Origin of the sequence: Providencia sp. PROV268, from assembly GCF_028477805.1 — a bacterium.
Taxonomy (GTDB): Bacteria; Pseudomonadota; Gammaproteobacteria; order Enterobacterales; family Enterobacteriaceae; genus Providencia; species Providencia stuartii.
Genome location: NZ_JAMPLW010000002.1, coordinates 17,713 through 43,072, shown reverse-complemented (window position 1 = coordinate 43,072; position 25,360 = coordinate 17,713). Strand labels below are relative to the sequence as shown.

General features: G+C 43.0%; 20 protein-coding genes and 4 tRNA genes. 5 read left to right on the top strand and 19 right to left on the bottom strand.

Annotated elements, in window-relative coordinates; translation table 11 throughout:
• Positions 1-295 precede the first annotated feature (295 nt).
• The 4 genes from hemC to hemY are packed head-to-tail and all read left to right on the top strand — an operon-like array spanning position 296 to position 4,418.
• Positions 296-1,240: a hydroxymethylbilane synthase gene (gene hemC / locus PR699_RS02140; protein ID WP_004915533.1), complete on the top strand. Its 945-nt coding sequence runs from the start codon at positions 296-298 to the stop codon at positions 1,238-1,240.
• Entirely contained in the window at positions 1,237-1,992 is a 756-nt protein-coding gene (locus PR699_RS02135; RefSeq protein WP_014657283.1) for a uroporphyrinogen-III synthase, read from the top strand. The genes hemC and PR699_RS02135 overlap by 4 nt, the downstream gene beginning before the upstream one ends.
• 3 nt (positions 1,993-1,995) lie before the next feature.
• Positions 1,996-3,222 carry a uroporphyrinogen-III C-methyltransferase gene (gene hemX, locus PR699_RS02130; protein WP_004915527.1) on the top strand — a complete coding sequence of 409 codons (1,227 nt, stop codon included), beginning with the start codon at positions 1,996-1,998 and terminating at the stop codon, positions 3,220-3,222.
• Between the two features lie 2 nt (positions 3,223-3,224).
• Positions 3,225-4,418 carry a protoheme IX biogenesis protein HemY gene (gene hemY / locus PR699_RS02125; RefSeq protein ID WP_004915525.1) on the top strand — a complete coding sequence of 398 codons (1,194 nt, stop codon included), beginning with the start codon at positions 3,225-3,227 and terminating at the stop codon, positions 4,416-4,418.
• A gap of 1,387 nt (positions 4,419-5,805) precedes the next feature.
• Here hemY and PR699_RS02120 read toward each other — a convergent pair.
• The 19 genes from PR699_RS02120 to trxA form a co-directional block, all read right to left on the bottom strand.
• Positions 5,806-5,882, bottom strand: a tRNA-Pro gene (locus PR699_RS02120).
• Positions 5,883-5,912: 30 nt separating this feature from the next.
• Positions 5,913-5,998, bottom strand: a tRNA-Leu gene (locus PR699_RS02115).
• A gap of 15 nt (positions 5,999-6,013) precedes the next feature.
• Positions 6,014-6,089: transfer RNA gene (locus tag PR699_RS02110), tRNA-His, on the bottom strand.
• A gap of 81 nt (positions 6,090-6,170) precedes the next feature.
• A tRNA-Arg gene (locus tag PR699_RS02105) sits at positions 6,171-6,247 on the bottom strand.
• A 155-nt stretch (positions 6,248-6,402) separates the two neighbouring features.
• The gene (locus tag PR699_RS02100) at positions 6,403-7,791 is read right to left on the bottom strand and encodes an amino acid permease (RefSeq protein WP_004915515.1); all 1,389 of its coding nucleotides are present in this window, start codon (positions 7,789-7,791) and stop codon (positions 6,403-6,405) included.
• A gap of 289 nt (positions 7,792-8,080) precedes the next feature.
• A complete protein-coding gene (gene wecG, locus PR699_RS02095; RefSeq protein WP_004915511.1) occupies positions 8,081-8,818 on the bottom strand; it encodes a lipopolysaccharide N-acetylmannosaminouronosyltransferase in 738 nt (245 codons plus the stop codon).
• Between the two features lie 9 nt (positions 8,819-8,827).
• Complete coding sequence (gene wzyE, locus PR699_RS02090; RefSeq protein WP_004915508.1) at positions 8,828-10,183, bottom strand: ECA oligosaccharide polymerase; 1,356 nt, start codon at positions 10,181-10,183, stop codon at positions 8,828-8,830.
• The gene (locus tag PR699_RS02085; RefSeq protein ID WP_014657282.1) at positions 10,180-11,262 is read right to left on the bottom strand and encodes a TDP-N-acetylfucosamine:lipid II N-acetylfucosaminyltransferase; all 1,083 of its coding nucleotides are present in this window, start codon (positions 11,260-11,262) and stop codon (positions 10,180-10,182) included. Before PR699_RS02085 ends, wzyE begins: the two co-directional genes overlap by 4 nt.
• Positions 11,259-12,509: a lipid III flippase WzxE gene (gene wzxE / locus PR699_RS02080; protein ID WP_004915501.1), complete on the bottom strand. Its 1,251-nt coding sequence runs from the start codon at positions 12,507-12,509 to the stop codon at positions 11,259-11,261. Before wzxE ends, PR699_RS02085 begins: the two co-directional genes overlap by 4 nt.
• Positions 12,509-13,639: a dTDP-4-amino-4,6-dideoxygalactose transaminase gene (rffA, locus tag PR699_RS02075; protein WP_004915497.1), complete on the bottom strand. Its 1,131-nt coding sequence runs from the start codon at positions 13,637-13,639 to the stop codon at positions 12,509-12,511. The genes wzxE and rffA overlap by 1 nt, the downstream gene beginning before the upstream one ends.
• The gene (gene rffC, locus PR699_RS02070) at positions 13,626-14,366 is read right to left on the bottom strand and encodes a dTDP-4-amino-4,6-dideoxy-D-galactose acyltransferase (RefSeq protein WP_004915494.1); all 741 of its coding nucleotides are present in this window, start codon (positions 14,364-14,366) and stop codon (positions 13,626-13,628) included. The genes rffA and rffC overlap by 14 nt, the downstream gene beginning before the upstream one ends.
• Entirely contained in the window at positions 14,344-15,225 is an 882-nt protein-coding gene (gene rfbA / locus PR699_RS02065; protein WP_004915489.1) for a glucose-1-phosphate thymidylyltransferase RfbA, read from the bottom strand. The genes rffC and rfbA overlap by 23 nt, the downstream gene beginning before the upstream one ends.
• A 9-nt stretch (positions 15,226-15,234) precedes the next feature.
• A complete protein-coding gene (gene rffG / locus PR699_RS02060) occupies positions 15,235-16,302 on the bottom strand; it encodes a dTDP-glucose 4,6-dehydratase (protein ID WP_004915487.1) in 1,068 nt (355 codons plus the stop codon).
• Complete coding sequence (gene wecC / locus PR699_RS02055) at positions 16,299-17,561, bottom strand: UDP-N-acetyl-D-mannosamine dehydrogenase (protein ID WP_004915484.1); 1,263 nt, start codon at positions 17,559-17,561, stop codon at positions 16,299-16,301. The genes rffG and wecC overlap by 4 nt, the downstream gene beginning before the upstream one ends.
• The gene (wecB, locus tag PR699_RS02050; RefSeq protein WP_272577821.1) at positions 17,558-18,688 is read right to left on the bottom strand and encodes a non-hydrolyzing UDP-N-acetylglucosamine 2-epimerase; all 1,131 of its coding nucleotides are present in this window, start codon (positions 18,686-18,688) and stop codon (positions 17,558-17,560) included. Before wecB ends, wecC begins: the two co-directional genes overlap by 4 nt.
• Before the next feature lie 95 nt (positions 18,689-18,783).
• Positions 18,784-19,842 carry an ECA polysaccharide chain length modulation protein gene (gene wzzE, locus PR699_RS02045; protein WP_014657281.1) on the bottom strand — a complete coding sequence of 353 codons (1,059 nt, stop codon included), beginning with the start codon at positions 19,840-19,842 and terminating at the stop codon, positions 18,784-18,786.
• 31 nt (positions 19,843-19,873) lie between these two features.
• Positions 19,874-20,962, bottom strand: a complete 1,089-nt coding sequence (wecA, locus tag PR699_RS02040) for a UDP-N-acetylglucosamine--undecaprenyl-phosphate N-acetylglucosaminephosphotransferase (protein WP_004915476.1) — start codon at positions 20,960-20,962, stop codon at positions 19,874-19,876.
• A gap of 724 nt (positions 20,963-21,686) precedes the next feature.
• Positions 21,687-22,946: a transcription termination factor Rho gene (rho, locus tag PR699_RS02035; RefSeq protein WP_004915469.1), complete on the bottom strand. Its 1,260-nt coding sequence runs from the start codon at positions 22,944-22,946 to the stop codon at positions 21,687-21,689.
• 681 nt (positions 22,947-23,627) lie between these two features.
• The gene (gene trxA / locus PR699_RS02030; RefSeq protein ID WP_004915462.1) at positions 23,628-23,954 is read right to left on the bottom strand and encodes a thioredoxin TrxA; all 327 of its coding nucleotides are present in this window, start codon (positions 23,952-23,954) and stop codon (positions 23,628-23,630) included.
• A gap of 117 nt (positions 23,955-24,071) precedes the next feature.
• On the opposite strand from trxA, the gene rhlB reads away from it, so the two are divergent.
• Positions 24,072-25,358, top strand: coding sequence for an ATP-dependent RNA helicase RhlB (gene rhlB / locus PR699_RS02025; protein ID WP_004915459.1), 1,287 nt, complete (start codon positions 24,072-24,074; stop codon positions 25,356-25,358).
• The last annotated feature ends 2 nt before the right edge of the window (positions 25,359-25,360 follow it).

The following is a 25,360-nucleotide window of genomic DNA, read 5'->3' as shown; positions in this document are numbered from 1 at the left end:
CAAATCTAATTCGCATTGCGCCTATGCTTGAACGCTTCACCACTAGATTGACGTAAATTGAAACTTTTTTACTCCCTGCACAGCACAAATAGCTAAAAAAATAGGGATGGCACTCTCTGTTTACGATGGCTCCCTCTTATTTATCTCAATCATAAAGAGAAGATTTTTATGAATAATGCGCTCTATAAACGGAGGGGTTAGGAGGCCCTAACTGGAAAACCCATCGCTAAAATGTTAAAACTAGGGATAATTGTATGGTTAATCTATGGCAGTTTATGCCTGAGAAAGCAGCGAAATGACATCAACGAATATTGTCCGTATTGCAACACGTAAAAGCCCTTTAGCTCTGTGGCAAGCTTACTTTGTTAAAGAGAAGCTAGAGCAATTTCATCCAGGCTTACAAGTTGAGCTAGTTCCCATGGTCACTAAAGGCGATATCATTCTAGATACGCCACTCGCCAAAGTCGGCGGTAAAGGCCTCTTTGTTAAAGAGCTGGAGCTTGCCCTGCTGGAAAAACGGGCCGATATTGCCGTTCACTCAATGAAAGATGTTCCCGTTGAATTCCCTGAGGGCCTAGGGCTGGTGACAATTTGTGAACGTGAAGATCCCCGCGATGCTTTCGTGTCTAATCAATATGATAGTCTTGATGCACTACCTGCGGGCAGTGTCGTTGGTACATCCAGCCTACGCCGCCAATGCCAATTAAGGGAACTACGCCCTGACCTTGTTATCCGTGACCTACGAGGTAATGTTGGTACGCGTCTCTCAAAGCTGGATAACGGGGAATATGATGCCATCATTTTGGCTGTCGCTGGGCTGAAACGGTTAGGTCTAGAAGCGCGAATTCGTACAGCATTAGCACCTGAGCAATCTCTGCCCGCAGTTGGGCAAGGTGCGGTGGGCATCGAATGCCGCCTAGATGATGAACGCACTCGCCAACTACTTGAAAAGCTTAATGATGATAATACTTCTGTCTGTGTGCTTGCTGAACGTGCAATGAACATGCGCCTTGAAGGCGGCTGCCAAGTGCCTATCGGTAGCTATGCAATTTGGCAAGATGGACAAATTTGGCTACGTGCACTAGTTGGCGCGCCTGATGGCAGTCAAGTTATCCGTGGGGAACGTTTAACCACACCAGAACAAGCCACTCAAGCAGGTATCTCCCTCGCTGAGGAGCTGCTTGATAAAGGTGCACGTGAAATACTGGCGGAAGTTTACCAAGGAAATCCGCCAGCATGAAGATATTAGTCACTCGGCCGGAGCCTGCTGGCTCTGAGCTTGTTGCTGCCATCAAAGCAAAAGGGGCAGAAGCATTCGCTTTGCCACTTATTCAGGTGGGGCCGGGGGCTGAATTAGACTTACTCGGATCACGCCTTCAACAGCTCACTCAAAATGATTTAGTTTTTCTTTTATCTAAAAATGCGGTCTGGTATGCAGATTTAACCCTTAAACAAGCAGGACGCAACTGGTCAGATAAGTTATCCTATTATGGGATCGGTCGTTCAACTGGTCAGTATTTTGAGGCGCTAACAAACAAAATGATCCGCTGGCCTGAGCATGGCGAAACCAGCGAAGCATTGCTAAGCCTTCCTGAATTACAGTTTCTTGAAGGGAAACGTGCGCTGCTCTTACGGGGTAATGGTGGTAGGGAACTCCTCGCCTCTACGTTACGGTCTAGGGGAGCGCAGGTGGAATATTGCGAATGTTATACAAGACACCCTGTTTTGTATGATAAAGCAGAGTTTAATCAACAATGGGTTAATAAGGGCATTACAGATATTGTTATCAGTAGTGGTCAAATGTTAGCCTTATTAAATGAATTGATCGCTGAAAATACAAAAGCATGGTGGTTTAATCGCCGTTTATTGGTTGTCAGCGAACGGATTGCAGACCAAGCTCGCCAAATTGGCTGGCAACAGGTCTGTGTGGCAAATAGCGCAGATAATAATGCTTTATTAGAAGCATTACTCTCAACCGACATGGGATGCTAATTTATGACGGAACACAATAAATCTACCGAAACGGTCAACAACGATACTGTCGCGGATACCCCAAACAACCGCCAAACTAAGCCGTCTTCGGAGCAAAAACGTTCTGGTCTCATCGGTAGTGCCATCGCTATCGCTATTATCATCGCTATCGGCGGTGGTATTTATTATTTTACTCAACAAAGTAATACACAACTCGCTAATGAAAATAGTGAGTTAAAAAAACAGTTGAGTGAATTAATTGAACAACAAAAGGCGGATAGGCAACGTTTAGATTCTCTGGTCGCTTCTCAGTCAGCACTAAGCTCACAAGCTCGCGAGTATGAAGATCAACTAAACCGCCGTATGCAAGAGCTACAAGCGCACGTCAATGCATTATCCAGTTCAGACGTAAAAAGCTGGTTACTGGCGCAAGCTGACTTTATGGTCAAAATGGCAGGCAGAAAATTGTGGAATGATCACGACCCAGTTACTGCCGCCGTACTTTTGAAAAGCGCCGATTCCAGCCTTGCAGAGATGAATGATCCTAGCCTTTTGGATATTCGTAAAGCGATTAAAAATGATATTGCTAGCTTAGCGGCTATCAACCAAGTCGATTACGACGGTATTATTCTACGTTTGAACCAGTTAAGTAATGAAGTTGACAACTTGCGCCTAAACGATATCAATAGCGGTGATGCCAAAGTTGATGATGACGAACAGGTCTCCGGTGATATTGCCGACTGGAAACAGAACTTATCACGCAGTTGGAAAAGCTTTACCAGTGATTTTATTACTGTACGTGCTCGTGATGGCTCTGAAGCGCCACTACTTGCGCCAAATCAGGACATCTATTTACGTGAAAACATTCGTTCTCAATTACTCATTGCTGCACAAGCGGTTCCTCGCTATCAAGAAGAGACCTATAAGCAATCTTTAGAGCAAGTCTCTACTTGGGTACGTGCCTATTTTGATGTGAATGCACCGGCAACCAAAGCTTTCCTTGCTGAAGTTGATGAGTTACTTAATCAATCAATCGACACTGAAATGCCTGATACATTAGAAAGTCAGCCAAAACTTGAAAAAGTTATGCAGGCACGTGTTCGTAACCTACTTGCCCAATCAGAGGAAAGTGCAAAAGCGTCAGCAACCCCCGCAGTAAAGGAGGAAAAACAACCTTCTGAAACTGAGGCTAAACCCGAAAAATCAGAAAGTTCGGTCGTTACAGCACCAACTAATGAGCAGAAGGGGTAATTATGATTAAAGTATTCATCCTCTTTATTGTTCTGATCGCAGGCATTATCTTAGGGCCGCTATTAGCCGGTCACCAAGGCTATGTCTTCATCCGTACAGATAATTATGACATTACGACCAGTGTCACCAGTTTAGTTCTGTCTTTTATATTACTACAATTCGTATTGCTCTTTTTAGGTTGGTGCTATCGTCGTTTTATCAGCACAACCTCTCGGACTAAAGGCTGGGTGAGTGGTCGTAAGTACCATAAAGCGCACTCGCAAACCCAAAAAGCCCTCTTAAAGCTAGCTGAAGGGGATTTCGATCAAGTCGAAAAGTTGATGAGTAAGCATGCTGACTTCTCTCAACAACCTGTTATCAACTACTTACTGGCTGCTGAAGCCGCGCAACAGCGTGGTGATGAATACCGAACTCACCAATATCTCAATAGAGCCGCAGAAGTGGCTGGCAGTGATCAACTGCCTGTAGATATCAGCCGTGTTCGTATTCAATTAGCGGAAGATGAGGTCTATGCGGCTCGAACTGGCATCGACAAACTTCTTGATCAAGCCCCAAGACACCCTGAGATTTTACGCCTTGCCGAGCAAGCCTATCTACGTTCTGGCGCTTATCAAGCACTGATTGAGCTACTGCCTGTCATGGCAAAAGTCCAGCTGCACAGTGAAGATGAGTTAGAAGCCTTAAAGCTCAAAGCTTATAAGGGGTTAATGAACCAGTGTATGGCAGAAAACGGTAGCGAAGGTCTTAAAGAGTGGTGGAAAGCACAGCCACGTAAAATTCGCCATGAAATCGCATTACAATCTTTCTTAGCTGAACATTTAATTGAATGTAATGATATGGAAAGCGCTGAGAAAATTATTATTGATGGCTTAAAGCAACAATATGATGAGCGCTTATTACTGTTAGCCCCAAGGCTACGTAGTGATAAACCAGAGCAACTGGAAAAAGTGTTAAAACAGTTGGTTAAACAATCTGGAGCTACGCCATTACTCAATAGCACAATGGGGCAAATCGCCTTGCAGCATGCGCAATGGGAACACGCGGAGTCTTATTTCAAAGCAGCATTAGCACAGCGTTTCGATGCACACGACGCCGCTTGGCTAGCCGATGCGCTAGATAAGCTACATAAAGCCGAAGAAGCTGCAAAAATTCGCCAAGAAGCGTTGCTACATTCACTGAAGAAAGATCGAAGTTAATAACTGTAGCAATAAATGTTTATAATAAAAAAGCTCCGTTCATATGCGGAGCTTTTTATTTGTTATTATTCCTTCTAAAAAGAATCATAGTTAATTGAATATTTTTTATTAACCATCTTATGATTAATAGCCAACCTACTTATTAAACCCATCTAAAAAAGAACTTAACTGTGCATTATGAAATTAAAAGCGCACAAATAAAGCTGAAAAATAATTGATTTTCGCATAACATCAAACAAAGCAACTGTTGTTCTGTAATATATCATTTACATAGTGTATAAATAATACATTGCCTTTGATTTAACCGGACTCAGGATATCTACATGAATGTAATTAAAACTATTTGGTGCTGGATTATTGCAACCCCAAATCGACTGCAAATATTTTTTGATCTTTTACTTCTCATTTTGTCACCCTTTGTTTTTATCACGATTATCGGTTTCAATACCGTTGATTTAAACAAAGACATCTTCATCATTACATTCATTATTCTTTGCTATACCTACATTACTCGTTGGTTTAGCAAATGGTTCTGTAACAGAAAAAATTAATCTAATGTATGATGTGAACTGATTTCCTCAAGCAACAAAATACGGTTCAAGAGGGGATCAGTTTTGGCTGATGAGTTCGCATGCAAAAAAAAACACCTGCCAACAATGACAGGTGTAAATATACAATCAGGTCTACAGACGGATGGTGCCTCACTCAACGTTTCGTCCATGGGTTGATGAGAAGAGGATGAGCTCTTGTTCATCTATATTGGACAATAGGCACCGATAATCGGCTTTGCATCATTCCTAGGTTTATGAAGCATTGCTATCATAATGAGTGGAATGAGCATCTACATAATAAGTAATGCAGGATGCGTGCCAACTTTTCCAAAACAGAAATATGGCTATTTTTTATCCCGTTTTTTTAGCAAGCCTGCGAGATGACATCGTTTTTTTCAAATATCCACTATTTTAGCCAGCGATACTCGCTATCCATCATGACGACAGCCCGACTTCGCTGTCTCAATTCAGAGACACCAAATAACTATTAGTTATTTATTCATATAAATCATGATGTTATATGTCTCCATTTGGAGACAGCAAAATATAGCTTTGTATCTATTTTACGACATCAACTATTATCAATGAAAAATAACCAATAAAAGCAATTAATTAGAGATAGTTTATTCCCCAAAAATAGCACGTCCAGTCTGCATTTAAAAACAGTGAAAAACATAGGGAAGTAAACAACATTTCAGGTCGAGGGATAATGACCACACAATAATCAAGTGCGAAAGATTAGATAAGCTAGGAGAGGAAAAGGATTGATTCTGCCGATAATGGGTATGCGCTAAAAAGCAAAAACCTCGCTTATTCAAAGCGGGGTTTTCTAAATTTGGTCGGCGAGAGAGGATTCGAACCTCCGACCCACTGGTCCCAAACCAGTTGCGCTACCAAGCTGCGCTACTCGCCGATACTATTTGAATTTTCTTCACTCTTTTCGTGGTGCGAAAGGGGGGACTTGAACCCCCACGTCCTGAGGACACTAACACCTGAAGCTAGCGCGTCTACCAATTCCGCCACCCTCGCAATGTCACAAAAGAATGGGGTGGCTAATGGGACTCGAACCCACGACAACTGGAATCACAATCCAGGGCTCTACCAACTGAGCTATAGCCACCATAACTTCACTTTATTCAAAGTGTTGCTATTATACTACATACAACATTGTCTTGCCAACCGTAGCCGCACGCTAATTTAATGGCGCGCCCGACAGGATTCGAACCTGAGACCTCTGCCTCCGGAGGGCAGCGCTCTATCCAGCTGAGCTACGGGCGCTTAACGCCGTTGCGGGTGTGGATAGTACGGATTTAATCACTCCCTGTCTAGTCCTTTTTTCAATAAAAATATCGATTGCTTGCCTTTTGCTCGTTTTGTCGATAAAGAGAGCATTTTTCCTCTCTTTATCACGAAAATGTTAAATAAAAATATCATCAAGAGTGGATTGTACTATCACCTTTACCACGATTGATGATCCGGAGCAAAAAGTACAGGATAGACACTACCGCTAAAAAGATAGCGCCAACAATTAACGATAACCGCGTCTCAGGGTTAATCGCCATCCCTACCAACACACAAACTAAAAACAGTAAGGTGGCATAGTTCACCCAAGGAAATAAAATGGATTTAAATGGGTGTTGAGCTAGCTTATCTTTGTTTTGCTGACGAAAGCGGAGCTGACTAGTCAAAATAACCAACCAAGGCACCATACCGGGTAGAACGCTCGCACTATAGACATAAACAAAGACTTTCTCTGAGTCAGGAATAATATAATTTAAACTTGAGCCGACTAATAGGCACAGTATCGTGAAGCCAACACAGCGCGCTGGCACGCCATTACGTGTGAGTTTCAATAATGAAGGTGGTAGTTGCTTGTTTTGAGCTAACGCATACAGCATTCGCCCTCCACTGTACATGCCACTATTACAACCGGACAACGCGGCAGTTAGTACGACAAAGTTAATGACAGCCGCCGCCGAAACAATACCAACTTTCGCAAAGGTCAGTACAAATGGGCTACCTTGTTGACCAACTTCAGTCCAAGGGAACAAAGTCACGACAATAAAAATGGCGCCGACATAAAAAATTAAAATACGCCATAGAATATTATTGATCGCCTTTTTCAACGTAACCTGTGGATTTTTAGCTTCACCGGCGGTGATCCCCACTAGCTCTACCCCTTGGTAAGAAGCGACAACAATACATAATGCAAACAGGAACCCTTTCCAACCCCCCGCAAAAAAACCGCCATGCTCTGTTAAATTACCAAGGCCTATTGGCTCAAAATGGTTACCGATCCCAAGGAATATTAGCCCTAAGCCGATTAAAATCATGACAACAATAGTTGTCACCTTTATCATCGCAAACCAAAATTCTAGCTCACCATACAACCTAACCGCCGCAAGGTTCGCTAAGGCCACCAAGATAACGGCGGTTAAGGCAAATACCCACTGAGGTGCATCGGGGAACCAATAGGAAGCATAAGAGCCGATGGCGGTGATCTCTGAGATACCCACAGCCACCCACATAAACCAGTAGCCCCACGCCGTTAAACATCCCCAAAATGGGCTTAAATATTTATAACCAAAGGCAGCAAAAGAGCCTGTCACAGGCTCTACAAACAACATTTCCCCCATTGAGCGCATAATAAAAAAGACAAAAATGCCTGCAATAATATAGGCTAACAATACTGAAGGACCTGCCCACTTTAAGGTGCTCGCTGACCCCATAAAAAGGCCAACACCGATTGTTCCACCTAGTGCAATCAGCTCAATATGACGTGCCTCTAAGCCTCGCTGTAGCCCTTGCTGTGAATTCTCCATAAATTCCCCTGTCGTAACAAAAAAGATAAATCATGGCTTATGAGTATTTATAGTAATAAGCACAATCAATATTCATAAAAAGACTGTTTTATCAGTCGAAAAAAATGACATATTCCAGTGTTTGAACCGAAAGCTCGTAACTTACATGTATTTTTGATGAATTATAGAAATAATTGAAGGAAGAGACCAGAAGTAACGTTTATGTTATTAAAGGGAGGTGAAAATTGACAAGATGGTGACATGTCACAGCGCAATAAAGGTAACTTACGCCGTGACATGCTATGCAAAACTACAGCTTGCCGCCATAGTAGTAAGCTAAAAATTTCAACAATTTAAACTGTCTTTTAATGCGGGTCGGCTGAGATAATAAGCGATATAACCACTCTAATCCTAAATTTTGCCAGACTTTAGGGGCGCGTTTTACGTGCCCAGTAAAGACATCGTAAGTGCCACCAACGCCCATATAGAGTGCATCTGGGTAAACTTTTCGACAATCGCGCATTAAGATCTCTTGCTTGGGTGACCCCATCGCGACTGTTACAATTTTTGCGCCGCTGGCTCGAATTCGCTCAAACAGAGCATCTCTATCCTCTGCCGTAAAATAGCCATTTTGTGAGCCAACAATATTCACATTCCACTGCGCTCGTAGCTTATTCTCTGTTTGCTCAAGGATCTCCGGCTTACCACCAACTAAAAAAACAGGCGTGCCTTCTTTCCCTGCGCGTTCCATTAACGCTTCCCAAAGATCAGCTCCCGCTACACGAGAGACTTGCGCTTGAGGGTATTTACGGCGAATAGCGCGCACAATACTGATACCATCTGCATAGAGATATTCCGCTTGCCCAAGCAACGTATTTAATGCCGCATCCTTTTCTGCTGTCATCACTTTTTCAGCATTGATAGCCACCAGCGTACCTGATTTTGTTTCACCGTCTGCAAATAGGTGATCCAGAAAATGCGTCATATCTTTGAAGCCCCATATTTGGTGGCCTCTGATACTATATTGTGGAATAGATTGCTGTTCCATAATGCTCCTTTAGCGGTCTCCGCGACGTTGGCTTCCTAAGTAAGAAGCTGTTTTTGCCCGAATAAGCCCCGCACTTTCAAATAACCAGTACAGTAATTTCGCCAGAATCAAACAAAGTCCGAAAATGAGGCAGAAAAAGACTACGCGTGACACGAAGGAGTCGACCCCTTCACGTGCTAACACAATGATGTTAAAAATAGCCCCAAAACAAAAAGCTTGCATAATGGCGGCTTTATAGCGATTTGACTCTTTTAGGCTCATGCCGTAGATCCAGTCAAACCATTTAATGATTAACCCAACCACAATCGCACCGAGTAGGATAAATGGCACGCCCCCCATCACCACTAATGAACCAATCAATGTAGGCGAAATTGCCAATCCAGAGTGGTTATTGAGCACTTCCCAAGTAAAGTAGTTTGCTGAGTTCAGTACCGTGTCAGGTCGCTCAGGCCATAACCACGATGGAATGAAGACATAAAAATCACGCACAATAGGCGCCAAACCTTGGAATTCTATCTTGTCATAGTGACTCAACAATAGAGCAAGGTTTTCCCATGGTGAGAAGGTATCTCGGGTCAGATATAAGAAGGTATAAAACGCCTCTGCACCACTCACATCTAGGCCATAGCGTTTTAACGCTAGCCAGAACATACCGATAATACTCGCGACACCTGCCGCCACTAGCATCCAAAGAGTGATCCACCTTCTGACGATACCAATAAACAAAAATAGGGCGAATGCAATAATGATATTGGCTCGCGTTCCGCCAACAATCACATACGTCAGAAAACCGAATGCAACGGTACTGACGAGAAAGAAAAGCCAGCGTTTTTGTGATGGTCGCAAGAAGTACACAATCAACATTGCAGGGATAAAGAAGTAGAAAAAGCGCTTTAGCGCGACCCCTGAAACCTGACTGGAGAATATTTGGCTATACGATTTAAGTTTGAACAGTAAAAAACCATTCTGTAAGAAAAAGATCCCTACTGTCACCACCGCAACCGCAATCAACAATAAGCAGGTTAGGTTCGTTTCCACTTTATTCATGGTGAAGAGCGGTCGCTTAGCAGTGGTCGCACTTTTGGTTAGGCGTGTTTTATAAGCAACATAATAAATAGCATAAAAACTGGTTGCCGCCAGTTGAGCGTAGAGCAAATACTCAGCCGGAACAACTGCCACATCAAATTGGAAAACCAAAGCACAAGTCAGCGGAAAACCAAAATAAAATGTCAGTAAATACAACAGCGAAAAGAAAATATTAAAATTAAAACGTACACGTCGAAACTCTGTGTAGAGCAGTGTTCCGATAAAGATAATGGAGATTAGATAGACAAGCGATAAGCCCCCTAACTCGGCTAAGGTCATGCCTGCTCCTCCGCAACACCTAAAATCGTTTTCCAACCATCCGTAAAGTTAGGGGCAAAAAAATCGATATGTTGTTTATCCAGCAACGTCATTTGCCGCTGAGCCTCATCAACAAGGCCTAACGATAGCTCATCGCCATAGAAAAAGACGGGCACATTCTGTGCCGTTAAATCCTGCCAAAAGGTATTTTGTCGGCTGATCACAAACGGGATACCAAACTGGATCAACAGGCACAGCGTTCCCACCCCTTGCTGGCGATTAAAGATAAAATAGCCTAAATCACATGTCCTCAATAAATCGAGGTAATCCGCAAACGCCATCCGCTCTTTTAAGATACTGACTTGGTCTGCCTTAAATAGCGTTTGAGCCGCCTTCTCGACCTGTTGGATATAAGCTTGGTTATTATCCGGATACCCCATCGGTACGATGACCTTAACTTGCTCACCAAATTGCTGTTTAATCGCGCTCAGAGCCTCTATATGACGATTTGATTGATCACCTGAGTTACCTAATAGGATTGTCAATGTCTCGCCCTGACGCGCTGGACGCTCATTTAACGTCAGAGCAGGATCCATTCGTGTTGGGAAGTATAAAATTGAGGCCGGTACTTTTGGGTTAGATTGCTGGAAATAACATAAATCACCGCGGGTCGCACAAACGTGCCCCACTTTTTTTTGCGCCAAACGACGCAATACATAAAAAAGCTTAAACTTTAATGATTTTGACTCTTCATACAGGTCTGCACCCCAAATATGCCACCAAAACTGGTGAGATTTAATTTTACCAAATAGGAGGGCTAACCAAATCGGCGCGTTAAACTGACCATGAAAGAAAAAACGTTCTCGGCGATCTGCCATTGCACGTTGGATCACCGCATTCGCTATCGCTTTTTTACTTTCAAAAACATCGATATTCAGCTTTGGATATGCAGCCGCAAGCTGAGTATCGCGACTAACCACCATAAAATGGGGTTTTTGTGACGCTGTATTTTCCTTACAGATCACGTCATTAAAAAACGTCAACACCGTTTGATTATGGTGAGGGAGTTCAGATCCCAGTACATGTATTAAGGTTGTCATACTCGCCTACGGTAAATCAAAAATACGCAACAACAGAGGAGAAAATACACGATATATGTCGCCATATAGGCTTGTGTTGCCCCTACAGCCCCGTGCATAGGTATCAGCCAATGGGAAAAGCCCATTAAGAGAATAAACTGGCTCACCTCAGTTAAAATATAAAAACGCAATGCTGCCTTCGCAATCACAAGATAACCAAAGACATATGCACCGACTTTCAGCACATCGCCCACTAATTGCCATGCGAATAAGTCTCGCATTCCATTAAATTTTTCAGAAAACAGCAACCAAATCGCAAAGTCACGTAATAGCCACACCATAAAACTGGCTACGGCGACAGCAGGTAACACAAATTTTAACGTCTTAAGGATCTCAGCAGAAATTTCATTTTTATGTTGTAGCCGAGAGAGTGTAGGCAGCAAATACACAGAAAATGTCGCGGTAATAAACTGCAAGTAAGCATCTGAAATTGTGCTAACCCCTGTCCATAAGCCTACATCATCCCAACTATATTGTGCTGCGAGCAAATTCCGCATCATGATATAGGCAACGGGCAAAGTCACCGACGTAATTAACGCCATAATGGTAAATTTGCCTAGGTTAGTCGCTACGGCTTTATCCCAAGCAGGCTTTAACATCGATAATGCAAACCGCTTACGGCGAATCATCATCAAGGCAGCAGGTAAAACCACTAATGCAGGAACCAATGCCAAGCCTGCTAAAGCGCCATCATAACCACCTAATGTGTAGCATAAATAATAAGCAACTACACCAATTATACTCCCAAAGATAATCGATTGAGCATTACCCGATGCGTCTCGATAACCTTTAAGGATCGCCAAGAAGTAGTTAGCGTAAGCAATGCCCATCTGAATAAAGGCAACCGCCTGAATAACAGATTGATAGTCCTTGCTGTCGAATAGCCCTTCACTTATTGGGCCGCTAAAAAACAGGAATATCAGCGCTAATAGTGTCGAAAAACCAAGAATAAGTGTTGATGATGTCCCTAATACCGCACGTAACTTTTCAGGGTCTTGATGGTGTTCTGCGACATATTTAGTCACACCATTAAAAATACCCGCTCCCGATAAAACACCCAACACTGTGATTAACTGGCGGAAGTTCCCCGCCAGACCAACCCCACTCGGGCCAAACGTGACTGCTAATAATTTGACGATAAGTAGGCCTGCCCCGATTTTTATCAGGGTAGACCCAGCAGTCCAAACTGAAGCTTTGGCTAACGACATTAGGCAAAAAACGCCTTAATTTTTGCAATTACCGTTTGTTGTTCATCATCTGTCATATTGTAGAACATAGGCAGACGCACTAAACGGTCACTTTCACTGGTCGTATAACGGTCTTCACCGTGGAAACGTCCAAATTCTTCCCCAGCAGGGCTAGTATGCAACGCAACATAGTGGAACACCGTTAAAACGCCATTTGATTTCATGTATTCATTAAAAGCAGTACGCTCTTCAACATCTTTTAGCTTGATGTAGAACATATGGGCGTTATGCACTAACCCTTCGGGCACGATAGGTAATGCAAGTTTACCTTCCTGCGCTAATGGTGATAACGCCTCATAGTAGCGTTGCCATAGTAGCAATCGGCGATCATTGATTTTTTCAGCTTCTTCAAGCTGAGCCCACAAATAAGCCGCTTGTAAATCTGACAAGAGATAGCTGGAACCAATATCACGCCAAGTGTACTTATCTACCTGACCACGGAAAAACTGACTGCGGTTAGTTCCTTTTTCACGGATCACTTCGGCACGGTTAATCAACGACTTATCATTGACCAGTGTTGCCCCGCCTTCACCACCTGACGAGTAGTTTTTCGTTTCGTGGAAACTATAGCAGCCGATATGACCAATAGTACCTAATGCTCGGCCTTTGTATGTCGACATAACACCTTGTGCCGCATCTTCAATCACAAATAGGTTATGTTTTTTCGCGATAGCCATGATGGTATCCATTTCGCAAGCGACGCCCGCATAATGGACTGGAACGATAGCACGAGTACGTTCGGTGATTGCAGCTTCAATTTTTGTTTCATCCATGTTCATGGTGTCTGGACGTACATCCACGAAAACAATGGTAGCCCCTCTTAATACAAACGCATTTGAGGTAGAAACGAAGGTAAAGCTTGGCATGATCACTTCATCACCAGGCTTGATGTTAATTAGGATCGCCGCCATCTCTAACGAAGCGGTACAAGAAGGTGTTAACTGGACTTTAGGGCAATCAAAGCGCTTTTCCATCCACTCTTCACAACGTTTTGTAAAACCACCATCACCACATAGCTTGCCGCTTTCCATGGCTTGCTTCATATACGTTAATTCAGTTCCTACAACGGGTGGTTTATTAAATGGAATCATGTTGTCCCCTATATAACCAATAAGCAGTGCTAGCAACCGAAGCACCACTACGTGAATAAAGATTTAATGCCGCAATGTTGCTGATTTGGGTAGCCACATTTAACTGTCTTTTTTCGTGTTGCTCACACCAGACAACGGCTGCGGACATCAATTTACGGCCAATTCCTCGCCCAGTAGCGCTAGGCATAACAGCGAGTAGGCCGATACGCGCTGTGTCATCATCAAGGTGTCTCAAACTCACAAAGCCTAAGATATCCCCCGACGCGTCTTTTACTAATAAACAAGTATGGTCAAATGTGCCTAAAACCGCTTTTTCTATCCATAGTGCATAAAAACGCCCGCTGTCGCCTTCACGATACCAAGGAGACCGAAAACGGCTTTGGCTAAACACTTGTGCCGCCGCATGGCGTAATACAGGAATATCTTCCGCAACAGCGGGTTCAACCCGATCTGTTGCCACTAATCGACTTTTTAAATAAGCATTTTCTGTGCCAATAGTCAGCGCAAAATCAATTTCACCTTCGACGAGAGAGAAACCAAGCTGCATTAGCCCATCTAAACGCTCAGTATCACTAGCAAGTATCTTGGCTTGAGTAATAGCATAACCGTCTAATTGGCTTGCAAGAACCGTCTCAGCGTGTGGCGCTGCGAAATCTAATTTCGCCGTAGGGAGTCCGAAAAAATCAGACTCCCATTGTAGACAATCAATACTGGCGCGGACGGACACGGAGGAGATCCTCTAAATATTGGCCATAACCCGTTTTACTCAGTTGTTTTGCCGATGCCTGAACTTGCTCATCAGACAACCAACCATTACGCCATGCAATTTCTTCTAAACAGGCGACTTTGAAACCTTGACGTTTTTCAACCGTTTGTACAAAAGTACCCGCTTCAATTAAGCTATCGTGAGTGCCCGTATCTAGCCATGCAAAGCCACGCCCCAACAGTTCGACGTTTAGCTCACCTTTGTCCAAATACATTTGGTTGATAGAGGTAATTTCCAGCTCCCCTCGCTCTGAAGGTTTCACCTGCTTAGCGAAATCAACGACCTGATTATCGTAGAAATAAAGCCCCGTCACCGCCCAGTTAGAAAGCGGCTTTTTCGGTTTTTCTTCGATGGATAACACTTTGAAGTCATCATCAAACTCCACCACACCAAAACGCTCTGGATCCATAACTTGATAACCAAATACCGTGGCACCTTGTGTTCTTGCCGCAACGGATTTCAGTTTTGGACTAAATGAATGACCAAAGAAGATGTTGTCACCTAGCACCAAGCAGCATGCATCACCATTGATAAACTCTTCACCAATAATAAACGCTTGAGCAAGGCCATCCGGTGAAGGCTGCTCGGCATAACTCAGCTGAATGCCAAACTCATGTCCATCACCAAGTAAGCGTTTAAACATGGGCAGATCATCCGGAGTAGAAATAATCAATATCTCCCGGATCCCTGCCAACATCAGTACTGACAATGGATAATAGATCATCGGTTTATCATAGATAGGTAATAACTGTTTCGAGATGCCCCGTGTAATCGGATGCAAACGCGTTCCCGAACCACCAGCCAATATAATCCCTTTCATGATCCCCCCTTAAGCGCCTAAACCAAGGCGTTCTCCTGCATAAGAACCATCTTGCACACGACGCCACCAAGTTTCGTTATTCAGATACCACTGCACTGTCTTACGGATCCCTGATTCGAATGTTTCTTGAGGCGTCCAACCTAATTCACGTGCGATTTTATCGGCATCAATGGCATAGCGCATGTCATGACCCGGCCTATCCGTCACATAAGTGATAAGGTCACGGTAATGTGCAACCCCTTCTGGCTTCTGCGGATGAAGTTCTTCAAGTAGCTCACAAATAGTCTCGACCACATCAATATTACGACGTTCATTGTGACCACCAATGTTATAAGTGGTACCCGGCTGTGCTGTCGTTGCCACCAAATATAAGGCGCGAGCATGGTCTTCAACAAATAACCAATCGCGGATCTGCTCACCTTTGCCATAAACAGGTAATGGCTTACCTGCTAACGCATTGATGATAATCAGTGGGATCAGTTTTTCTGGAAAATGGTATGGCCCATAATTATTTGAGCAATTGGTGATCATGGTTGGCAGGCCATAAGTACGCTGCCAAGCCCGCACTAAATGGTCACTCGATGCTTTAGAAGCCGAATAAGGGCTGCTTGGCGCATAAGGCGTGGTTTCAGTAAAGAAACCGTCCGGCCCTTCCAAATCGCCATACACTTCGTCAGTTGAGATGTGATGGAAACGGAATTGCGCTTTTTTCGCGGCATCTAAGCCCATCCAGTAATGACGAGCCGCCTCTAATAGCGTGTATGTACCGACAATATTGGTTTCAATAAAGGCGGCAGGGCCATCAATAGAGCGGTCAACATGGCTTTCTGCGGCTAAATGCATCACGGCATCGGGTTGATATTTCGCAAAAACGCGGTCTAACTCAGCGCGATGGCAAATATTCACTTGCTCAAACGCATAGCGGTCGCTATTTGACACCTCACTGAGTGACTCTAAATTGCCCGCATAAGTTAAGCAGTCTACGACAACCGCACTGTCGTTAGTATTTTCAATGATATGACGAACAACCGCAGAGCCGATAAAACCGGCTCCACCTGTGATTAGTATGCGTTTCAACGCCAAACTCCTTTGGTATCCACAACCCATTTTTGCTGAATCAATGAACCTTGAATGGCTTTAAATTGGTTATGATCCACCAGCATTAAAATCACATCAGCATTGGTGATTGCATCTTCAATCGATGCCAGCTCTACAATGCCTTTTAGTGCCGTTGGCAATTCATGGATATGTGGCTCAACCGCATACGTTTTACCTTTATTCCAGCTCGCCACCATTTTCGTGATATGCATCGCTGGGCTTTCACGCAAATCGTCAATATTGGGTTTAAATGATAGACCAAAGCAGGCAATAGTCACTTCGCTCGCCTTTTTACCTGTTTCAGCTAAACAATCTGCCACCGCAGCTTTGACCTGATCAACAACCCAAATTGGTTTGCCATCATTGACTAAACGCGCGGTGTGGATCAAACGAGACTGTTGTGGGTTTTGTGCCACAATGAACCATGGGTCAACGGCAATACAGTGTCCACCAACACCTGGGCCCGGCTGTAGAATATTGACGCGAGGGTGACGATTCGCCAAACGGATCAGTTCCCACACATTGATATCTTGTTCTGCACAAATCAGTGAGAGTTCGTTTGCAAATGCGATGTTCACATCTCGGAAGCTGTTTTCTGTCAGCTTACACATCTCGGCGGTTCTTGCATTCGTGATAACACATTCGCCTTCAAGGAAAATGTTATACAGCTCGCTCGCACGTAATGATGATTTTGGCGTCATACCACCAACAACACGGTCATTTTTAATCAATTCAACCATGACTTGACCCGGTAAGACACGCTCAGGGCAATAAGCCACATCAATATCCGCCGCTTCCCCTGCTTGGTGAGGGAAAGTGAGATCAGGACGCGCTTGAGCCATCCATTCAGACATCTGTTCAGTCGTGCCAACAGGAGAAGTAGACTCTAAAATGACTAAGTCCCCTTTTTTCAATACCGGAGCGATAGACTCTGCGGCTGCTCTTACATAAGTAAGATCAGGTTCATGTTCACCTTTAAATGGGGTTGGCACTGCTATCAAATAGGCATCGGCAGGCTGTGGTTTAGTAAAAGCTTTCAGATGACCTGCTTCAACCGCGCTTTTTACAACGAGGTCAAGCTCTGGCTCGACAATATGGATTTTCCCCTGATTAATGGTATCAACCGCATGCTGGTTGACATCAACGCCAATCACTTGCTTTTTGCGTGACGCAAAAGCGGCTGCTGTTGGCAAACCAATATAACCAAGGCCGATAACAGAAATAGTTTCAAAACTCATAATTTCACCTGATTGCTTTTTAGTGCTTCAAGAATACGCTGACAAGCATGACCATCCCCATAGGGGTTATGCGCGCGGCTCATTGCATGATATTCCGCTTCATCTGTCAGTAACCGGTTAACTTCTGCAACAATTTTTTGTGTATCTGTACCCACAAGACGCACTGTTCCAGCTTCAACAGCTTCAGGGCGTTCTGTGGTATCTCTCATAACTAAAACAGGTTTGCCTAGTGATGGCGCCTCTTCTTGGATCCCGCCTGAATCAGTCAAGATCAGGTAGGCATGGTTCATCAAATAGACAAAGGGTAAATACTCCTGAGGAGTAATCAGAATAATATTATCAATGCCATGTAAAATACGTTTTACGGGTTCACTGACATTCGGGTTTAAATGCACAGGGTAAACCACCTGAACATCAGGATGGCTTTGTGCAATTTCAGCCAAGGCATGACAAATACGTTCAAATCCACCACCAAAGCTTTCACGGCGATGGCCTGTGACTAAAATCATTTTCTTATTGGGATCAATAAACGGGTAATTCGCCGCCAATTTATCAGCCATGTGCTGGTCGCTCATCACTTTGTCGCGAACCCACAGCAAAGCATCAATCACACTATTTCCCGTCACAAAAATATGATTGTCGGGAATAGACTCTTTTAGTAAGTTTTGACGCGAATTTTCAGTTGGCGCGAAATGGTACATTGCAAGGTGCCCCGCAATCTTACGATTCGCTTCCTCTGGCCATGGTGAGTAGAGGTTACCTGTACGTAAGCCTGCCTCCACATGGCCAACAGGAATACGGTGGTAGAAAGCCGCTAAGCTCGTTGCCATTGTCGTCGCAGTATCCCCATGCACTAACATCACATCAGGTTGGAAATCGGCAAATACGTTTTTCAACCCTTCAAGAATACGACACGTAATATCGGTTAAATCTTGCCCTGGCTTCATAATATTGAGATCGTAATCGGGAGTAATCTCAAATAGCTTCAGTACCTGATCGAGCATTTCTCGGTGCTGGGCCGTCACACAGACTTTGGCTTCAAAAGCCGCATCCTTAGCAAGTGCATGAACCAACGGTGCCATCTTAATGGCTTCTGGTCGAGTGCCGAATACAGTCAATACTTTCACAGTGACTCTCTTATATTTATCTAATGCAGTTAGCTGCTTTTATTTATAATGACATTACACAGTGGCTGACATCATCGACAGCCACCTATTCAAAATCAGGACGGGCGACGGCGTGCAAGTACCACACCAGCACCAACCAATGCACCGATAGCTCCCCATAGAACCATCATAAAGGCTCTACGTGGGCTGTCACGTTTGACGGGGTCTTCAGGTGTTCTCAAATAGCGATAAGCCTGAAAACTGTCTTGGAGAGTGGGGCCAACACTCAGTGTAGATAACATTGCGATGTTTTGGTCATAATCAGTGTCGTGATCAGGGCCTGTCGCTTTTAATGTTTCAATCTGAGCTTCAAGTAATGGAACCCCTAATAGGAACATTTTAGAATCAGGAATTTCATCAACTGGTGCCGAGCTTTGATTACGCGAAATTCCCTGCTTTTGCGCAACTTTCAATGCTTGTTCGAGTAAATTTAAGCGTCTTTCATAAGCAGCTTGAGCAACCATATCTTCGCGTTTCACTAACGCTTTCATTGATTGCATTTTCGTTGCCCACGTTCCCTTAATTTCATCATTCAAGTTGGCTGTTGCACGTTGGTTAGCAAACTGTATGTACTCACGTAAAAGCTGATTAGCGTCCGTGGACGTTTCCGCAATCAACTTAATGCTATCAGTGAGATTTTTTAGATTATCCGCGGGCGTGAATTCAATATTGTTAATCAATTCATCCAATAACGCCGCATCTGCTTTAGGGTCATTCTCTAAACGCTGCTTATAATAATCCGTCGTTAACCAAAACTGACGACGGGTATCATAAGAACCCACTTGCTTAATAAACTCTTGGTAAGCCTCATTCGCAATCGTTGGCAATTGCCCTTCTTGACCCGTCGAGTTAATACGGGAATCCAGGTTTCGTAAAAACTGTTGTTGCGAATAATAACTACCCAAATTGTTCACGGTTGGCAGGTCTGTGATCGCGGTTGAACTCCATTTTTGCTGCATAAAATAGGATGCACCCAACGCAATAGCGGCGAAAATCACCGCAAATGCCACGATCCAAATTTTACCTTGCCACAAAGAGCGGCATAAACCACGGATATCCAATTCCGGTTCTATCGGCGGCTGATACTGATTAGGTTGCGTTTCTGAGTTTTTCACTGCACAGAACCTCTATTATTTCCGTTTGTCGTTACCGTACTGCACCACCTCTACGCATACGACGTCTGACGCGCTTAATAAAACGAGCTACTTTCCATGCCCGTTTGATGCAGTAACCATACATAAAGAATACAAGCAAAAACAATGCCAACATGACCCATTCAGGCACAAATGTTAAGCGTTCACCAATAATTCCTATACATGCCAAAATGGCTGCTGCCAGTGTAATCAGAACAAAAGCCCCTCTTGGGCTAAAACCTGAACGCATAATCAAGTGATGAATGTGCTGACGGTCAGGTGAAAATGGACTCATACCTTTACGGATACGACGGTACATAATCGCCACCATATCCATCAATGGGATCGCAATAATCCATAATGCTGTCACAGGGTTGATTGGACGCCCTGCTTCCTGAGTTGATTCGACTAGGATCCAAATAATTGTAAAACCAATCAGTGTGCTTCCCGCATCACCCATAAAGACTTTAAAACGACGACCTAGTACACCTAAATTTAGGAAGATATAAGGAAGGATAGCTGCAATAAAGGCAAAACACCAAAATGCTAATCCATAATTGCCATTTTGATATAACAAAAAGCCTAATGCACCGAAAGAGACACAAGATAGCCCACCGAGTAACCCATCAATACCATCAACCATGTTGAACGCATTAATAGCTGCCCAAACAGCAAACAGTGTCACGATATAACCAAATGGCCCAAGCACTAACTCCCATGGCCCAAACGCATGACCTAATGACTCTAGTTTTAAGTCAGCCACGGTCATCATGACGACAGCGACTACGGCTTGTACACCTGCTCTTAACTTAACACTGATATCAAACCGGTCATCTAACGCACCAATCAATACCAATAAGCCTGCACAGATTAAATATAACCATTTATGGGGTATATATTCTTCTGTAATAACAAACGCGAAGCAGATACCAAAAAAGACCGTTATCCCCCCAACTAAAGGGACCAGACCTACGTGTTTTTTTCTGAAGTTAGGTTTATCAACCAGCCCGATCTTCGTTGCCACAACTCGAGCGATAAAAATAAACACTAACGTGAACAAAAAAACGTAAAAAAGACTAGCAATAAATTGTGCGGTGTCCACGAGTCAACTCTCTTATTTTTTTATCTAACCAACCTAAAACCACAATGCCTTAGCTTATATTGCCTCAATAACAGGCAGCTAAGGTATTATCATCTCAAAAGAGATAAGTTCCATAAGACGAGTCTTCAATAACTATCACAATAACCCTATAAAGGCTTACCTAGTTGTTATTAGTGTAGCTTTTGTTCAATCATGTCTTATTAATGGATTTTATACTTAATGAAAGCAAGATGCATGCCATAAAGAACAATGCTTCTCTATGATTATAATTTTAGGCTGTTTTTCGTTTAATAAATGAACCTTTCCCAACCAATCAGAAAATGCCATTACGTAAATGATATCGTCATTAAATAAATACATGAAATACATGTATTAACTTAAAACAGTCAAACTTTGAATAAAACAATAAATCTATTTCATCCAACAAATTGATTTTCCATTTTGTAGCGACAAAAATCCAATATAAAAAGTACTATTTTTTATATAATTACTATTCTATTACCGTGAATGGCATCTCAATATTATAAATTGTTATCATCCAATGGTGAGTAAGTTGAATTTATATAAAAACATAACTTAAATTTAATTTACATAACAAATAAATAACAGAGCTATATAATAAGAAATAATTTCGATATTCATCAGAAAAATCAGTAAAAAAAATAAAAAAGCGCTGTCAAAAATTGACAGCGCTTTTTAAATTTAACAATTAGGAAGTTAGCAATTATGCTCTTTTCATAAAATCGAAAAATTCTTCGTTCGTTTTCGTCATTGCTAATTTACTAATGAGGAATTCCATTGCATCGATCTCACCCATAGGATGAATGATCTTACGTAAAATCCACATTTTTTGTAATTCATCTTGTGAAGTTAACAGCTCTTCTTTACGTGTACCTGAACGGTTATAGTCAATCGCAGGGAAAACACGTTTTTCAGCGATCTTACGAGACAGGTGTAGTTCCATGTTACCTGTACCTTTAAACTCTTCGTAAATCACTTCGTCCATTTTGGAGCCTGTGTCGACGAGCGCTGTTGCAATAATGGTTAAACTACCACCTTCTTCAACGTTACGTGCTGCACCAAAGAAACGCTTCGGACGGTGTAACGCATTCGCATCCACACCACCTGTTAAGACTTTACCTGATGAAGGAACAACAGTGTTATACGCTCGCGCAAGACGAGTAATAGAATCAAGTAAAATGATAACGTCTTTTTTATGCTCAACTAAACGTTTAGCTTTTTCAATCACCATTTCGGCGACTTGAACGTGACGTGCTGCTGGCTCATCAAACGTTGAAGCGATTACTTCACCTTTAACTAGGCGTTGCATTTCGGTAACTTCTTCTGGACGCTCATCAATAAGCAGAACCATCAAAACACAATCAGGGTAGTTATGTGCAATGTTAGCCGCGATATTTTGCAGCAACATGGTTTTACCTGCTTTTGGTGGAGCAACGATCAAACCACGTTGCCCACGGCCGATAGGCGCAGCTAAATCCAAAACACGCGCGGTTAAATCTTCTGTAGAACCGTTTCCACGTTCCATACGAAGACGATTGTTAGCATGTAATGGGGTTAAGTTTTCAAAGAGAATTTTGCTGCGGGCATTTTCAGGTTTATCAAAGTTAACTTCATTAACTTTCAATAGGGCAAAATAGCGTTCACCTTCTTTAGGAGGACGGATTTTTCCTGAAATTGTATCGCCTGTGCGAAGGTTGAAGCGGCGAATTTGGCTGGGAGAAACGTAGATATCATCGGGGCCTGCGAGGTAGGAACTGTCTGCTGAACGGAGGAAACCAAATCCATCCTGCAATATTTCCAGAACGCCATCGCCGAAGATATCCTCCCCGCTTTTAGCATGCTGCTTCAAAATCGAGAAGATAATATCCTGCTTTCTCATACGGGCTAAGTTTTCTAGCCCCATGTTTTCGCCTAATGTAATCAATTCTGATACTGGCGTATTTTTTAATTCGGTAAGATTCATAATGGTGGGTTCTTTAACTCGGGGTAATTCTCGAACTATGAACGTAAATTGAAGACAACTATATATAAGCTATATAAGTGCCAGTTTAACTTTATAACGCCCTGTTGATAGTTACAAACATCAACGGCTCAACAACGCGTAAAAATTCTTGCGCTTGTTATTGCTAAGACTGCGCTAACATATCGCGGCGATTCATCGGAATGATGTGCGGCTTATTATTAGAAACACAAACAATATTAGCAATAGTTTTTTGTGCATTTAAGGCAACATCTATCCCAATATCGCAAATTTACAGCTTTCAAAGCACTAAAACGCAAAACTCATGCCCTGAAACCCATCCCTAACTAGAACGCCTTCATACGGCTAATCCATATCTATCTTGAATTGATATTGTCAATTTACCACGAATGAAATGATTGAATGCGGCTAGCGCGACAACTCAATTTTCAAATTGATAATTCCAGAAATCAACACATTATCAGCCCTAGATCACAATATATGAACCACAACTGAACTGACAAACCAGATATTTATGATAAGAGCAACGGATTATAAAGTAATTCTTTCGGGTGCAATATGGGGATTGCCGATAACTTACCATGCTTCATTGAGGACGTCTAGCGGTGCGCCCTATAAAATAGATGTACCGCTAAACGTTTTACCTTAAACAACAACTATAACTTACAGATTTTCGTCCAAAAATTCTTTTAACTGAATTTTAGAGAAGATGCCCACTTTTGTTGCTACGACATTGCCATTTTTGAATAATAGGAGCGTAGGGATACCACGGATACCATATTTTGGTGCAGTAGCTGGGTTATCATCAATATTCAGTTTTGCGATGGTCAGTTTGCCTGTATATTCTTCAACAACTTCATCAAGAATAGGCGCAATCATTTTACAAGGACCACACCATGCAGCCCAGAAATCGACGAGAACAGGTGACGAGGCGTTTAAGACTTCGCTCTCAAAGCTTGCATCAGTTATATGAATAATTTTGTCGCTCATGTTGTACTCCAATGGATCATTTTTGCAGTCTTAGTGTAACATTAATTGGCAGCAGTATGCTTTATTTCAAAAGATACACTTTCGTAAACCAACCGTTAACTGATATTCTACCACACTATGAGTAAAGCACACTTGACAGAAAAGAAGTTTTCCGACTTCGCCTTACACCCCAAAGTCATTGAGGCCCTAAATAAAAAAGGCTTCAATTTTTGCACGCCTATACAGGCGTCTACCCTGCCTTTCACTGTCGAAGGCAAAGATGTTGCGGGGCAAGCGCAAACAGGAACGGGTAAAACGTTAGCATTTTTAACGTCTACATTTCATTATTTACTAACTCACCCTTCGATTGAGGGTAAAAAAGTCAATCAGCCCCGAGCGCTGATTATGGCACCCACCCGTGAACTGGCAGTGCAAATCTACTCAGATGCAAAAGAGCTTGCTGAGTATACGGGTCTAAAAATGGGGCTAGCCTATGGCGGTGATGGCTATGATGAGCAATTAAAGGTGCTACAAAATGGTGTTGATATTCTTATCGGCACAACGGGACGTTTAATTGACTATGCAAAACAAGGCCATATTGACTTAAATGCCGTACAAGTGGTTGTTCTAGATGAAGCTGATCGCATGTACGATCTGGGCTTTATTAAAGATATTCGTTGGTTATTCCGTCGTATGCCTGCGGTAACCGAAAGGTTAAACCTACTCTTTTCAGCTACGCTCTCTTACCGTGTCAGAGAACTTGCTTTTGAACAGATGAATAGCCCTGAATATATTGAAGTCGAGCCGTTACAAAAAACGGGTCACCGTATTAAAGAAGAGCTGTTTTATCCTTCAAATGAAGAGAAAATGCGCTTATTGCAAACGTTGCTTGAAGAAGAGTGGCCAGAGCGTTGTATTATTTTTGCCAATACCAAACATCGTTGCGATGAGATTTGGGCACACCTTGCGGCTGACGGTCATCGTGTAGGGTTACTCACCGGAGATGTTGCTCAGAAGAAACGACTGCGTATTTTAGAAGAGTTTACTCAAGGTAATCTCGATATTTTAGTTGCGACCGATGTCGCTGCTCGCGGGTTACATATTCCTTCGGTTACCCATGTCTTTAACTATGACTTACCTGATGATTGTGAAGACTATGTACACCGCATTGGTCGTACTGGTCGTGCAGGTGAAAGTGGTCATTCAATCAGCCTTGCTTGTGAAGAGTACGCTTTGAATCTACCCGCCATCGAAGAGTACATTCAACATTCGATTCCAGTGAGTAAGTACAACAGCGAAGCGTTATTAACTGACCTTCCTGCTCCGAAACGCCGCCATCGTCCGCGTCCAGGAGGGCCTCGTCGCAATTCAAATTCGCCACGTCGCCATAATGGCCCACGTAACAACCATAAACGTTCAGGCTGAGT